Source organism: Comamonas humi (genome assembly GCF_054782535.1).
In genome coordinates this window covers 1-13,534 of the sequence record NZ_BAAGSH010000001.1, presented here as the reverse complement: position 1 = coordinate 13,534, position 13,534 = coordinate 1, and the positions used below count along the sequence as shown (strand labels likewise).

The window sequence follows — 13,534 nt, the reverse complement described above, 5'->3', positions numbered from 1 at the left end:
CCGCCGGGAGATCCAAGCTACTGCAGCACGGTGCGAAAACCGACGTGTGCCGACGCCACTTGCGTCTCTTGCGGAGAACGCGCCGCCGCGCGGTAACGCACGCAGTAATCGGCCGAGCACAGGAAAGATCCGCCTTTGATGACCGCCGTACGCGCGCCTTGCATGCGCCCCGGCCTCGCCGCGCCCGGATCGCCGTTGCCGTGGGCCTGGCGCGGGCCGCTGTAGTCGTCGCGCGTCCATTCCCAGACATTGCCGATCAGGTCGTAGGCGCCGACACCGTTGGCGGCGAAGCAGCCCACCGGGGCGCGGCCGGCATAGCCGTCTTCCCTCACATCCTGTACCGGAAACGGCCCCTGCCAGTAGTTGGCGGTGGGGTGGCCGGCTTCGTCGCGCGGCGTGCGGTCGAGCAGCTCGGGGCGGCCATGGGCACGCGCGGCGTATTCCCACTGTGCCTCGGTCGGCAGGCTGCGGCCCAGCCACGCCGCGTAGGCCTGCGCGTCGTGCTGTGTCACTTGCACCACCGGTTGGTTGGCGCGGCCGTCGAGACTGCTGTCCGGGCCTTCGGGATGGCGCCAGTCGGCGCCGCGCACGTAGCGCCACCAGGTGCCCGGGCCTTCGGGGTCGCCGGCCTCGAACACCGCGGCGCCGCCTTCGCGCTCAGCCTTGGTGCGGTAGCCGGTGGCGGCGACAAAGGTGGCGAACTGCGCATTGGTGACCTCGGTGCGGTCGATCCAGAAGGGAGCTACGCTCACCTCGCCACGTGGACGTTCCTCGGGGTAGCCGGCGATGGTGCCTGGCACGAAACGGCCACCGGCCACATGCACCATGCCCGCTTTCGAATCGGTGCCAAAGCCTGGGGGCAGTCCGGCGTATTGCAGGCACTGCGCGGAGCTGCCCAGCGCCAGGGCCTGCGGCCCATTGGTATGCAACGGGCCCGCCAGCGAGAGGCCGGCGGCGAGCAGCACCGCGCCCGCTGCCCAAGCCCAGGTGCGTGCACCGGGATTCATGGCTTCGGCCCCGCCAGGATCACGCCAACACGCTTCACGTAGGCATCCCACTGCGCGCTGAGCTCGCTGACCAGATCAGGCCGCGCGGCGCTCTGGTCCTTCGCTTCGGCACGGTCCTTGGTCAGATCGAACAGCTCCCAGCGGCCAGGGCCTTCCGGCGGCGGCACGTGTACCAGCTTCCAGCCATCTTGGCGCACGTAGCGGCCACCAAAAAGCTCGTCCACCAGCACGCTGCCGGGTGCATGTGCCGTCGCGGCGCCGCCGCGGATCGTGGGCAGCAGCGACACGCCGGTGATCGGGTGCACATCGCCACCGCGATAGCGCGCGCCGGGGTTGGCAACGCCGGCCAACTCCAGGAAGGTGGGCGCCAGGTCAGTCACGTGGGCCAGCCCATCGAGTCGCCTGCCGCTCTGCGCGGCCAGCGCCTTGGGCAGCCGCACGATGGCGGGCGCAGAGGTGCCGCCCTCGGTGGGGTTGCCCTTCCACAACCGGAACGGCGTGGCGCTGACCTCGGCCCAGCGCTTGCCATACGCCACGTAGGACAGCGGCCGGCCCAGGTTCTGCAGGCGGTTATCGACATGCTGGGTCGGCTTGCCGATGCCGCCGGCGCCGCCCTCGGCGCCGTTGTCGGACATGAAGAAGATCAGGGTGTTGTCGTACTCGCCCGTGTCCTTGAGCTTCTGGATCAGGCGGCCGATGTGGTGATCGAGGTTCTCCACCATCGCCGCGTAGATCTCCATGCGGCGTGCCTCCTCCTGCTTCTGCGTGTCGCTCAGGTCGGCCCAGCGCGGGTTGCCCTGGGTGGAGGGCAGGCTGGGGCTGGGCTCGAACGCGGCCGGCAGGATGCCGAGCTGCTTCTGCTTGGCGATGCGCGCCGCACGGATTGGCTCGTAGCCCGCGTCGTAGCGGCCCTTGTAGCGGTCGATATAGTCCTCCGGAGCCTGTAGCGGCCAGTGCGGCGCGGTGTAGGCTGCGTAGGCGAAGAAGGGCTGGCCGTCGCGCGGCTGGTCGAGGTAGGCCAGCAGCTTGTCGGTAAAGGTGCGCGTCGAATAGAAATCCGCAGGCTTGGGCACGACCGCATCGCCCTCGCGGAAGGTTCCCAGTGAGGAAGGCTGCGGCTTGCCGGGCACGGCCGCGAAGTGATCCGAGAAGCCTTCCAGCAGCGCGAAGGAGGATTCGAAGCCGCGCACCTTCGGGCTGTGCGCAGCATCCAGTCCCAGGTGCCATTTGCCTGCCATGTAGGTGCGGTAGCCGCCGTCGCGCAGCAACTGGGCAATCGACAGCGAACGATCATTCAGGTAGCCCTCGTACCCGGGCTGCCCGACCTGGTTGGGCGCTAGCACTTCGGCCATGCTGCCCAGGCCTGCCAGATGGTGGTCTGTGCCCGAGAACAGCATCGAGCGGGTGGGCGAGCAGGTGGCGGCCGTGTGGTAGTCGGTCAGCACCTGGCCTTCGGCGGCCAGTGCGTCGAGATGGGGCGTGCGGATCTCACCACCAAAGGCGCCGATGTCGGAATAGCCCAAGTCATCGGCCACGATCAGCAGGATGTTGGGCCGCTTCTGCACCACGGTGCCAGCAAAGCCCTGGCCGCCATCACCACCGCCGCAACCGGCCAGCAGCGCGGCCAAGGCCCCGGCAGCCGCCAGTGCCAGCCGGGGGCGCAATGCCACCTGAAAAGACGAAAAAGCCGCCGCCTTGGCGGCGCGGACGCCAGAGATCCTGCGTAGATGCCACATGGTGTGCACTGTGCTCCCAATCACAAACTCCGATGCACCACCCCGCGTGGAGCATTCGAAGCTGGAATGCTAGGCAGGCAGCGCTTGCAGCCCAACGAAGGATTCCGTATTTGCTTAGAAACTGTTTGCGATCTCTGCGATGTGACGCAGGCCGTCTTGCCACTGCACGGCAAAACCGCCTAGTCAAATGAAAAAAAGAGCCCGGAACAATCCAGGCTCTTCTCGGGGTGCTGATTCACTGAGTGCGCCAGAGATTTTTCACCAACTTGGCACCGTTTTCACTTTCTCTGTCACCCGACAACATCAGACGTCGATATTCCCCGCCCGCAGTGCGTTCGTCTCGATGAAGTCGCGGCGCGGCTCCACCTCGTCGCCCATCAGCATGGTGAACACGCGGTCGGCCTCGACCACGTCGTTGATCTTCACCTGCAGCAGGCTGCGCACGGACGGGTCCATGGTGGTTTCCCACAACTGCTCGGGGTTCATCTCGCCCAGGCCCTTGTAGCGCTGGCGCGCGGTGGTGCGCTCGGCTTCGGAGATCAGCCACTGCATGGCCTGGCGGAAGTCCTCCGCCTTCTCGGTGCGGGCCTTCTCGCCTTCGCCGCGGATGACCTTGGCGCCCTCGGCCAGCAGGCCGTGGAAGTTCTGGGCCTCGGCGGCCAGTGCGGCGTAGTCGTGGCCTTCGACGAACTCCTGCGTGATGATGGAGCTCTTGATGTTGCCGTGGTGGTGGCGGCTGATGCGCAGGATGGGCTTCTCGGTGTGCGGGTCGATCTCGCCGCTCACCTCGGCGGGCACGCCGGTGGTGGAGAGCTCGCGCAGCTTGGCCTCGAGCACCGGGGCGCAGGTCATGGCCTCGTCCAGCGAGTCGAGCTTGATCTGCACGCCGTCGGCAATGGCGCGCAGCGCCTCGGCGTCGAGGTGGGCCGACAGGCGCTCGATCACGGTCTCGGCGGCCAGGTGCATCTGGGCTAGGCGGGCCAGCTCCTCGCCCTCGATGGTGCGCGGGTGCTCGCCGCCGGTGGTCACGCTGGCGTCGCGCAGCGCGATGCGCAGCAGGTATTCGTTGAGCGCGCCGCCGTCCTTCAGGTACAGCTCTTCCTTGCCGCTCTTGACCTTGTACAGCGGCGGCTGGGCGATGTAGATGTGGCCGGCGGCGACCAGGTCGGGCATCTGGCGGTAGAAGAAGGTCAGCAGCAGCGTGCGGATGTGGGCGCCGTCCACGTCCGCGTCGGTCATGATGATGATGCGGTGGTAGCGCAGCTTGGAGAGGTCGTAGTCGTCGTTGCCGCTCTTGCCCGATTCGATGCTGGCCTTGCCGATGCCGGTGCCCAGGGCGGTGATCAGCGTGATGATCTCGGCGCTGGACAGCAGCTTCTCGTAGCGTGCCTTCTCCACGTTCAGGATCTTGCCGCGCAGCGGCAGGATGGCCTGGAACTTGCGGTCGCGGCCCTGCTTGGCGGAGCCGCCTGCGGAGTCGCCCTCGACGATGTAGATTTCGCACAGCGCCGGGTCTTTCTCCTGGCAGTCGGCGAGCTTGCCGGGCAGGCCCATGCCGTCGAGAACCCCTTTTCTGCGGGTCATTTCACGTGCTTTTCGGGCAGCCTCGCGGGCACGCGCGGCCTCGACGATCTTGCCGCAGAGGATCTTGGCGTCGGTGGGCTTTTCCTCGAGGTACTCGGCCAGCGCCTTGGCGACGATGTCTTCCACCGGCGCGCGCACTTCGCTCGATACCAGCTTGTCCTTGGTCTGGCTGCTGAACTTGGGCTCGGGCACCTTCACGCTCAGCACGCAGCACAGGCCTTCGCGCATGTCGTCGCCGGTGACCTCGACCTTGGCCTTCTTGGCCAGCTCGTTCTGCTCGATGTACTTGCCGATCACCCGCGTCATCGCGGCGCGCAGGCCGGTCAGGTGGGTGCCGCCGTCACGCTGCGGGATGTTGTTGGTGAAGCACAGCACGTTCTCGTTGTAGCCGTCGTTCCACTGCATCGCGACCTCGACGCCGATCTCGGTGCCGGGGATGCCGCCGTAGCTCTCGGCCGGGCGGTTGCCCGTGGCGTGGAAGGCCGTGGGGTGCAGCACCTTCTTGTTGGCGTTGATGAACTGCACGAAGCCTTGCACGCCGCCGGCGCCCGAGAAGTCGTCCTCCTTGCCGTCGCGCTCGTCCTTGAGGCGGATGCGCACGCCGTTGTTCAGGAACGAGAGTTCGCGCAGGCGCTTGGCCAGGATCTCGTAGCGGAACTCGTAGTTCTCCTTGAAGATCTCGGTGTCAGGCAGGAAGTGGACCTCGGTGCCGCGCTTTTCGGTGTGGCCGACGACGCGCATCGGCGAGACTTCCACGCCGTCCACCAGCTCGATCAGGCGGTTCTGCACCTGGCCGCGCGAGAAGTCGATCTGGTAGACCTGGCTGTCGCGGCGCACGATGAGGCGCAGCTTGATCGACAGCGCGTTCACGCACGAGACGCCCACGCCGTGCAGGCCGCCCGAGACCTTGTAGCTGTTCTGGTTGAACTTGCCGCCGGCGTGCAGCTCGGTCAGCGCGATCTCGGCCGCCGAGCGCTTGGGCTCGTGCTTGTCGTCCATCTTCACGCCGGTGGGGATGCCGCGGCCGTTGTCGACCACCGACAGCGAGTTGTCGGCGTGGATGGTGACCACGATGTCGTCGCAGTAGCCGGCCAGCGCCTCGTCGATGGAATTGTCCACGACCTCGAACACCAGGTGGTGCAGGCCGGTGCCGTCCGAGGTGTCGCCGATGTACATGCCGGGGCGCTTGCGCACGGCCTCGAGGCCTTCCAGGATCTGGATCGCGCCTTCGCCGTAGCTGCCGTCGGCGCCCGCGGGGGTGTTGGTCTGAGGTGCTGGCTGGTTCTCTTCGATCATGAAGCTGCCTTGTGCTGCAAAAACAAGAGCTGATGGCGCTTGTTTTTGTTGGAATTCAAATAGATTCTTATGAAAAAACGAGCGCTGGCAAGCGCCAGTTGCTCCTTTTTTGTAAGTAAATGGGTGCGCTCACTTACATGCGCATCGGCATCACCACGTACTTGAACGCTTCGTTCTCGGGGTTGGAGATGAGCGCGGAGTTGTTGCTGTCGGCGAAGTCGATGCGCACCATGTCCTGGCTCATGTTGGTGAGCACGTCGATCAGGTAGGTGACGTTGAAGCCGACCTCGACCGCCGGGCCGCCGTAGTCGATGTCCAGCTCGTCCATCGCCTCTTCCTGCTCGGCGTTGTTGGCGGCCACGCGCAGCGTGCCGGGCTCGATGGTCAGGCGCACGCCCTTGAACTTGTCGCTGGTCATGATGGCCGAGCGCTGCAGGCTGGCCAGCAGCGGCGCGCGGCCCAGGGTCACGCTGTTGGGGTGGTTGCGCGGGATCACGCGGTTGTAGTCGGGGAACTTGCCCTCGACCAGCTTGGTGACGAACTCCATGCCGCCGAAGGTGAAGCGCGCCTGGTTGCTGGCGAACTGCATCTCGATCACCGGCTGGTTGTCGCCGCTGGCGTCCGACAGCAGGCGCTGCAGCTCGAGCACGGTCTTGCGCGGCAGGATCACTTCCTGCTTGGGCACTTCCACGTCCAGCGTGGCGCTCGAAAACGCCAGGCGGTGGCCGTCGGTGGCCACCAGCGACAGCGTGTTGCCCTCGGCCACGAACAGGATGCCGTTGAGGTAGTAGCGGATGTCCTGCACCGCCATCGCGAACGACACCTGGCCCAGCAGGCTCTTGAGCACGTTCTGCGGCACGCTGAACACGGGGCCGAACGACGGCGCCTCCTGCACCAGCGGGAAGTCCTCGGCCGGCAGCGTCTGCAGCGTGAAGCGGCTCTTGCCGCCCTTGAGCAGGATCTTGTTCTGCTGGGTCTCCAGGCTCACGGTCTGGTCGCCGGGCATGGTCTTGAGGATGTCGATCAGCTTGCGCGCGCCCACGGTGGTGGTGAAGTCGCCCGCGTCGCCGCCCAGCTCGGCCGTGGTGCGGATCTGGATCTCCAGGTCGCTGGTGGTCAGCTGCAGCGCATTGCCGGTCTTGCGGATCAGCACATTGGCAAGAATCGGCAGGGTGTGGCGCCGCTCGACGATGCCGGACACGGACTGCAGCACGCCGATGACTTTGTCTTGGGTGGCCTTCAGAACGATCATTTCAACCTCTACCTCTTGTCAATGTTCGGGAAATTGGGGGGAAATCCGCGCAATCTTAGCCTTTGAGCGTCTGCTCCAGCACGTGCAGCTGCTGGTTCAGGTCGGTGAGCTGCTGGCGCTCGGCGCCGATCTTGCGCACCGCATGCAGCACCGTCGTGTGGTCGCGGCCGCCGAAGAGCTCGCCGATTTCGGGCAGGCTCTTCTGCGTCAGCTCCTTGGCCAGGTACATGGCAATCTGGCGCGGCCGCGCGATGCTGGCCGGGCGCTTCTTGCTGTACATGTCGGCGACCTTGATCTTGTAGTAGTCGGCCACCGTCTTCTGGATGTTCTCGACGCTGATCTGGCGGTTCTGGATCGACAGCAGGTCGCGCAGCGCCTCGCGTGCGAGCTGGATGGAAATCTCTTTCTGGTTGAAGCGCGAGTACGCCAGGATCTTGCGCAGCGCGCCTTCGAGCTCGCGCACGTTCGAGCGCACGTTCTTGGCCACGAAGAAGGCCACTTCCTCGGGCATCTCGGTGTGCTCGGAGCGGGCCTTGTTGATCAGGATCGCCACGCGCATCTCCAGCTCGGGCGGCTCGATCGCCACCGTCAGCCCCGAGTCGAAGCGCGACACCAGCCGCTCGTGGATGTTGGCCAGGCCCTTGGGGTAGGTGTCCGACGTCATCACGATGTGGCTCTTCTTGGCCAGCAGCGCCTCGAAGGCGTTGAAGAATTCTTCCTGCGTGCGGTCCTTGTTGGCAAAAAACTGCACATCGTCGATCAACAGCAGATCGAGCGAGTGGTAGCGCTCCTTGAACTCGTCGAAAGTGCGCCGCTGGTAGGACTTAACCACATCCGTGACGAACTGCTCGGCGTGGATGTAGAGAACTTTGGCATCGGGGTTGTCGGCGAGCAGCTTGTTGCCCACGGCGTGCACCAAGTGGGTCTTGCCCAGGCCCACGCCGCCGTAGATGAACAGCGGGTTGTACAACTGGCCCGGCGACACCGCCACGTGCATGGCGGCGGCGCGCGCCATGCGGTTGGCCGTACCTTCCACCAGCGTGTCGAAGGTCAGTACCGGATTGAGGCGGTTGCGGAAGGCAGCGCCGCTCGCGGCGTCCTCGTTGCCCGCTGCCGCAGGCGCCGCCACCGGGTCGGCGCCAAAGCCGGCATCGGCCGCGGCTACGGTGACGGGGGTGGCCGGACGGCCCATGGCGCCGCCGCCCAAGGCCGCGCCAGGCGCGGCGCTGCGCGCGGGCCGCACCACGGTGCGCGCGACGGCCTCGCGCTGGGCGATGGCCAGCTCCAGCGCCACCGGCTGGCCGTAGGTCTCCTCGAGCATGGCCGAGAGCCGGCCGGCGTACTGCGCGCGGATCCAGTCGAGCTTGAAGCGGTTGGCCACGTACAGCGTGACCTTGGACAGGTCGTCGGCCACCACGGCCGTCAGCGGCTTGATCCAGGTGTTGAACTGTTGCTCGGGCATTTCCTGCGCCAGTTGCTCGACAACTGCACGCCACAAGCCTTGGCCGAGGCCTGCTTCTTCCATTGCGATCTCTCGGGAAAGGTGTTCCTCAGTCATGAATCTTCGGGTTGTGGATAACGAGGAACGTTGTTTGGTCGGCCATTCTAGCTTGTGCAGGGGTTATCCACAAACTGCTGCGCAGGCAACCATGTGGGCCGATCGATGCTATGAACAGGTTGTGAATACCTTGTTGAGGGCGGCAATTATGATCGAGAAACCCCTGTGCAAAAACCCAATCCGTTGCCAAGGCGGCCAGATACTGCGATAATTCACGGTTTCCCTGAGTTTCAGGGTGATTTTTGTGCGCCATGGCCTGGCGTTGCAGGTGTCCGGCCCCTTCGGGGGCGAAGGCTGCATGCGACGCGCCGGATGCCGGGCGCTGTTTTTCGTCACCGGTATTGCGCTTGAGCAAGGCTTGAGCCCGGGTCCTGCCACTCTCGAAGATTGTTGACAGACCCCGGATGACCGGAACCAAGCCCCTCAAGGACTGAGCATCATGAAACGTACTTACCAAGCTTCCAAGACCCGCCGCGCCCGCACCCATGGTTTCCTGGTGCGCATGAAGACCAAGGGCGGCCGTGCCGTGATCAACGCACGCCGCGCCAAGGGCCGCAAGCGCCTGGCCGTCTAAGGCCATCGCCGGCATGTGATCGTGCATGCCATGCACCGGCTGAAGACGCGCGCGCAGTTCCAGGCTGCGCTGGCGGGCGGAACGATTGCGCGCACCGCGCATTTCGCCTTGCACCGTGTGGTGCTGGCCGCCGCCGCAAGCGACCACCAACCAGGGCCCGGCCCCTTGCCTTTCGTGCAAGGGCCGCAGGCCCTGTTTGCGCAGCCCGGCATCTGGCTGGGCGCGATGGTGCCCAAGCGCTGGGCCCGGCGCGCGGTGACGCGCAACGCCATCAAGCGGCAGATCTACAGTGTGGCCCCCGAGTTCGAGGGCCGCATGCAGGAGGCCGCGCACGTGGTCCGATTGCGCGCTGCGTTCGACCGCAAGCAGTTCATCAGTCCTTCGTCCGAGGTGCTGAAGAAGGCCGTGCGCGCCGAGCTGCAGCAGCTGTTCGCCCGCGCCGCCCGCTCTGCGGGGCCGGCATCCGGTGCCGTGCCGCAGGAGCCTGGCGTATGATGCAGCGCCTGCTCATCGGCCTGGTGCGCGGCTACCGCCTGCTGCTCAGTCCCTGGCTGGGTTCGGCCTGCCGCTTCGAGCCGACCTGCTCGGTCTATGCGATCGAGGCCCTGTCCCGTCACGGGGCGGCCATGGGCAGCTACCTGACCGTGCGCCGGCTGGCGCGCTGTCATCCCTGGTGTCCGGGGGGGGCCGATCCGGTTCCCCGGCATCCCCGCTGGTTCAGCAGCTTGCTTCGTGCCGCTGATTCATCCTCTTCCGAGAAGTCTTCATGAACGACATCCGCCGCACCATCTTGTGGGTGATATTTGGGTTCTCGCTGGTCCTGCTGTGGGACAAGTGGCAGATCCATAACGGCCACAAGCCCACCTTCTTCCCCACGCCCGAAGCCGCGCAGACTGCACCGGCTTCCGGCGACGCCGGCAAGCCTGCGGGCAGCAGCGCCGTGCCCGATGCAGCGGCGGCCAAGTCCGCCGACAGCAGCGCGGTGCCTGGCGGCGCGGCCGCACCGGCAGCGCCTGCGGCGGCGCGCGAGAAGGTCACGGTGAGCACCGACCTGTACCGCCTGACCTTCGACGGCGAAGGCGGCTCGCTGGTGGGCGCCGACCTGCTCAAGTATGCGGACCAGGAAGACCGCAACAAGCCGTTCCGCCTGTTCGACGAAAGCGCTGCGCGCGTCTACGTGGCGCAGACGGGCCTGATCGGCGGCGACTTCCCCACCCACAAGACGGTGATGAAGCTGCAGCCCGGCCCGCGTGAGCTGGCCGAAGGGCAGAACGAGCTGAAGGTGGTGTTCGAGTCGCCCGACTTGGGCGGCCTGAAGCTGGTCAAGACCTGGACGGTCAAGCGCGGCGACTATGCCATCGGCGTCAAGCACGAGGTGGTGAACACCGGCAGCGCGGCCGTCAATCCGCAGCTGTACCTGCAGCTCATGCGCGACGGCAACAAGCCGCCGGGAGAGTCGTCGTTCTACTCCACCTTCACCGGTCCGGCCGTCTATACCGAAGCCAAGAAGTACCACAAGGTCGAGTTCAAGGACATTGAGAACGGCAAGGCCGAGGTGGACAAGTCCGCCGACAACGGCTACGTGGCCATGGTGCAGCACTATTTCGCCAGCGCATGGCTGCTGGACGCCGGCGCGCAGCGCGACATCTATGTGCGCAAGGCGGGCAACAACCTGTACTCGGTGGGCGAGATTACCCAGTTCGGCGCCATCGCGCCGGGTGCCTCCAAGGCCATCGAGGCGCGCCTGTTCGCCGGCCCGCAGATCGAGAAGACCCTGGAAGCCATGGCTCCCGGCCTTGAGCTGGTCAAGGACTACGGCTGGGTGACCATCCTGGCCAAGCCGCTGTACTGGCTGCTCGACAAGCTGCACGGCTTCCTGGGCAACTGGGGCTGGTCCATCGTGGCGCTGGTGCTGCTGCTGAAGATCGCGTTCTTCTGGCTCAACGCCAAGGCCTACGCCAGCATGGCCAAGATGAAGGCCATCAACCCGCGCATCATGGAAATGCGCGAACGCCTGAAGGACAAGCCGCAGCAGATGCAGCAGGAGATGATGCGCATCTACCGCGAGGAAAAGGTCAACCCGATGGGTGGCTGCTTCCCCATCCTGATCCAGATTCCGGTGTTCATCGCGCTGTACTGGGTGCTGCTGTCGAGCGTGGAAATCCGCAACGCGCCGTGGGTCGGCTGGATCCACGACCTGTCGGTGCCCGATCCGCTGTTCATCCTGCCCATCGTGATGACGCTGTCGTCGCTGCTGCAGACCGCGCTCAACCCCGCGCCGCCGGACCCGATGCAGGCCAAGATGATGTGGATCATGCCGTTGATGTTCAGCGTGATGTTCTTCTTCTTCCCGGCCGGCCTGGTGCTGTACTGGTGCACGAACAACATCCTGTCGATTGCGCAGCAGTGGCTCATCAACACCCGCCTGGGCGTGCCGCCGCAGTTCAATCTGCCCAAATTCAAATAGGTGTAAATCAGGGCTTGCCATGGCCTGGCAGCCCTCGTAAGAATCCCCGGCAATGGTCGCTACTGGCGACCATTGCTTTTTTTATTTGGAAAAGGGGATTGATATGCCGAAAATTTTGGGTTGGCGACGCAGCGCACTGGCCGTGGCCGCGCTGGTATGCGTGGGCGCGGTGCAGGCAGCCACGCTGCGCTGGGCGGGCGCCAATGACATCCTCACGCTGGACCCCCACGCGCAAAACCACCAGACCACGCACGCCTTCCTGCAGCAGGTGTACGAGCCGCTGGTGCGTTACGACAAGAACTTCCAGTTGGAGCCGGCACTGGCCACCAAGTGGACCACCGTCAGCCCCACGCAGTGGCGCTTCGAATTGCGCAAGGGCGTCAAATTCCACGACGGCGCGCCCTTCACCGCCGATGATGTGGTGTTCTCACTCACCCGCGTCATGACGCCGCCCTCCAACATGATGAGTGCGACGCAGAGCATCAAGGAGGTGAAGAAGGTGGACGACTACACCGTCGACCTGATCCTCAAGGGCCCCAACCCCATCCTGCTGCGCGAGTTGACCGAGGCCCGCATCATGAACAAGGCCTGGGCCGAGAAGCACAACTCCGTCAAGACCCAGGACTACGCCAGCAAGGAAGAGAGCTATGCCTCGCGCAACACCAACGGCACGGGCTCGTTCATCGCCACCGGCTGGCAGCCTGACGTAAAGCTCACGCTCAAGAAGAACCCGAACTGGTGGGACAAGGCGACCGGCAATGTGGATGAAGTGATCTTCACCCCGATCAAGTCTGCCGCCACCCGTACCGCGGCGCTGGTCTCCAACCAGGTGGACTTCATGGTCGATCCGCCCCCGCAGGACCAGGCGCGTATCAAGGGCAGCAGCGACCTCAAGCTGCTCGAAGGCACCGAGAACCGCACCATCTACTTGGGCCTGGACGTCTTCAGGGACGAATTGCAGGGTGGCGGCACCGCGGGCAAGAACCCGCTGAAGGACGTGCGTGTGCGCAAAGCTATGTACATGGCCATCGACAGCGATGGCCTGCACAAGCGCACGATGCGCGGCATGTCCATACCTGCCGGCACCATGGTTGCGCCCATGGTCCACGGCTGGAGCAAGGAACTGGAGGTGCGCTCGGACAAGTACGACTCTGAAGCCGCCAAGAAGCTGCTGGCCGAGGCTGGCTACCCCAATGGCTTCAACCTCAAGCTGGAGTGCCCGAACGACCGCTACGTGAACGACGAGGCCATCTGCCAGGCCGTCACCGCGATGTGGACGCGCATCGGCATCAAGGCCTCGCTGCAGACCGCGCCCATGGCCACCTATGTGACCCGCGTGATGAACTCCGAGCCCAATGCCTACCTGTTCGGTTGGGGCGTGGCGACCTTCGATGCGTTGTACACACTGGATGCGCTGCTGCACTCCAAGGGCGCTGCGGGTGGCGGTGTCTACAACGGTGGGCGTATCAACGACAAGGAACTGGACGCCAAGATCGACCAGATCAAGACCGAAATCGATGAGACCAAGCGTGACCAGCTGATCCGTGCTGCGCTGCAGCAGGCCAAGGACAACTACTACACCATCCCGCTGCACCACCAGATCCTCCCCTGGGCCATGCGCAAAGGCATAGACACGGTGTACCGTGCCGATGCCCGCCCGATCCCGGCCTGGACGACCATCAAGTAAGAAGCCTCAGGGCCTCCTCCGCAAAGAGCCTGCGCAAGCAGGCTCTTTGCCTTGTTGAGGGGGGCGCACCAGCTTATTTCGAATTTTTTCGCAGAACTTGCGTAGTGCCCAAAATTGTGTGTAGAATAGCGGTCTTCGCAGCACAGAACCTCTCTGGTTGGGTGATGCGGAAGTGCAGAGATGCAGCGAGATGTTGATGAGATTTTTCAAAAACTTCTTGCAGAGCAAAAAATCTGTGCTACAATGCAAGGCTTCGCTGATCGCAGCGAGGTTGATCAGAAAGACGGTCTGGTGATTGTGTTTCTGGCGGGTCTTTAAAAATTAACAGCCGATAAGCGTGGGCGTTTGGTGGCGATTGCCAAGTTCTTTGGAA

Annotated in this window: 12 protein-coding genes; 6 read left to right on the top strand and 6 right to left on the bottom strand. The window is 64.8% G+C overall.

Features of this window, described 5'->3' with window-relative positions; translation table 11 throughout:
* Positions 1 to 17: 17 nt before the first annotated feature.
* The 6 genes from ACYVKR_RS00060 to ACYVKR_RS00035 form a co-directional block, all read right to left on the bottom strand.
* Positions 18 to 1,007, bottom strand: a complete 990-nt coding sequence (locus tag ACYVKR_RS00060; protein ID WP_460478658.1) for a formylglycine-generating enzyme family protein — start codon at positions 1,005 to 1,007, stop codon at positions 18 to 20.
* A complete protein-coding gene (locus tag ACYVKR_RS00055) occupies positions 1,004 to 2,677 on the bottom strand; it encodes an arylsulfatase (protein WP_460478657.1) in 1,674 nt (557 codons plus the stop codon). The genes ACYVKR_RS00060 and ACYVKR_RS00055 overlap by 4 nt, the downstream gene beginning before the upstream one ends.
* Positions 2,678 to 3,046: 369 nt before the next feature.
* Positions 3,047 to 5,623: a DNA gyrase subunit B gene (gene gyrB, locus ACYVKR_RS00050; RefSeq protein WP_460478656.1), complete on the bottom strand. Its 2,577-nt coding sequence runs from the start codon at positions 5,621 to 5,623 to the stop codon at positions 3,047 to 3,049.
* A gap of 133 nt (positions 5,624 to 5,756) precedes the next feature.
* Positions 5,757 to 6,875: a DNA polymerase III subunit beta gene (gene dnaN, locus ACYVKR_RS00045; protein WP_460478655.1), complete on the bottom strand. Its 1,119-nt coding sequence runs from the start codon at positions 6,873 to 6,875 to the stop codon at positions 5,757 to 5,759.
* Positions 6,876 to 6,930: 55 nt separating this feature from the next.
* Positions 6,931 to 8,433 (bottom strand): chromosomal replication initiator protein DnaA, encoded by a 1,503-nt coding sequence (gene dnaA / locus ACYVKR_RS00040; protein ID WP_460478654.1) that lies wholly within the window; start codon positions 8,431 to 8,433, stop codon positions 6,931 to 6,933.
* Positions 8,426 to 8,788 carry a hypothetical protein gene (locus ACYVKR_RS00035; protein WP_460478653.1) on the bottom strand — a complete coding sequence of 121 codons (363 nt, stop codon included), beginning with the start codon at positions 8,786 to 8,788 and terminating at the stop codon, positions 8,426 to 8,428. The genes dnaA and ACYVKR_RS00035 overlap by 8 nt, the downstream gene beginning before the upstream one ends.
* Before the next feature lie 84 nt (positions 8,789 to 8,872).
* Here ACYVKR_RS00035 and rpmH point away from each other — a divergent pair, with 84 nt between their 5' ends.
* The 6 genes from rpmH (at position 8,873) to ACYVKR_RS00005 (ending at position 13,479) form a co-directional block, all read left to right on the top strand.
* Positions 8,873 to 9,007, top strand: coding sequence for a 50S ribosomal protein L34 (gene rpmH, locus ACYVKR_RS00030; RefSeq protein ID WP_085754374.1), 135 nt, complete (start codon positions 8,873 to 8,875; stop codon positions 9,005 to 9,007).
* A 30-nt stretch (positions 9,008 to 9,037) separates the two neighbouring features.
* Entirely contained in the window at positions 9,038 to 9,502 is a 465-nt protein-coding gene (locus tag ACYVKR_RS00025) for a ribonuclease P protein component (protein WP_460478723.1), read from the top strand.
* The gene (gene yidD, locus ACYVKR_RS00020; protein WP_460478652.1) at positions 9,499 to 9,777 is read left to right on the top strand and encodes a membrane protein insertion efficiency factor YidD; all 279 of its coding nucleotides are present in this window, start codon (positions 9,499 to 9,501) and stop codon (positions 9,775 to 9,777) included. Before ACYVKR_RS00025 ends, yidD begins: the two co-directional genes overlap by 4 nt.
* The gene (gene yidC / locus ACYVKR_RS00015) at positions 9,774 to 11,474 is read left to right on the top strand and encodes a membrane protein insertase YidC (protein WP_460478651.1); all 1,701 of its coding nucleotides are present in this window, start codon (positions 9,774 to 9,776) and stop codon (positions 11,472 to 11,474) included. Before yidD ends, yidC begins: the two co-directional genes overlap by 4 nt.
* Before the next feature lie 103 nt (positions 11,475 to 11,577).
* Complete coding sequence (locus tag ACYVKR_RS00010; RefSeq protein ID WP_460478650.1) at positions 11,578 to 13,161, top strand: ABC transporter substrate-binding protein; 1,584 nt, start codon at positions 11,578 to 11,580, stop codon at positions 13,159 to 13,161.
* 180 nt (positions 13,162 to 13,341) lie between these two features.
* Positions 13,342 to 13,479, top strand: a complete 138-nt coding sequence (locus ACYVKR_RS00005) for a hypothetical protein (protein WP_460478649.1) — start codon at positions 13,342 to 13,344, stop codon at positions 13,477 to 13,479.
* The last annotated feature ends 55 nt before the right edge of the window (positions 13,480 to 13,534 follow it).

Excerpts from the sequence above, each read along its gene's own strand:
- ACYVKR_RS00025 (WP_460478723.1), top strand. The coding sequence starts at position 9,038 with ATGCACCGGCTGAAGACGCGCGCGCAGTTCCAGGCTGCGCTGGCGGGC.
- ACYVKR_RS00010 (WP_460478650.1), top strand. The coding sequence starts at position 11,578 with ATGCCGAAAATTTTGGGTTGGCGACGCAGCGCACTGGCCGTGGCCGCG.
- yidD (WP_460478652.1), top strand. The coding sequence starts at position 9,499 with ATGATGCAGCGCCTGCTCATCGGCCTGGTGCGCGGCTACCGCCTGCTG.
- gyrB (WP_460478656.1), bottom strand. The coding sequence starts at position 5,623 with ATGATCGAAGAGAACCAGCCAGCACCTCAGACCAACACCCCCGCGGGC.
- ACYVKR_RS00005 (WP_460478649.1), top strand. The coding sequence starts at position 13,342 with ATGCAGCGAGATGTTGATGAGATTTTTCAAAAACTTCTTGCAGAGCAA.
- ACYVKR_RS00060 (WP_460478658.1), bottom strand. The coding sequence starts at position 1,007 with ATGAATCCCGGTGCACGCACCTGGGCTTGGGCAGCGGGCGCGGTGCTG.
- yidC (WP_460478651.1), top strand. The coding sequence starts at position 9,774 with ATGAACGACATCCGCCGCACCATCTTGTGGGTGATATTTGGGTTCTCG.
- dnaN (WP_460478655.1), bottom strand. The coding sequence starts at position 6,875 with ATGATCGTTCTGAAGGCCACCCAAGACAAAGTCATCGGCGTGCTGCAG.
- dnaA (WP_460478654.1), bottom strand. The coding sequence starts at position 8,433 with ATGACTGAGGAACACCTTTCCCGAGAGATCGCAATGGAAGAAGCAGGC.
- rpmH (WP_085754374.1), top strand. The coding sequence starts at position 8,873 with ATGAAACGTACTTACCAAGCTTCCAAGACCCGCCGCGCCCGCACCCAT.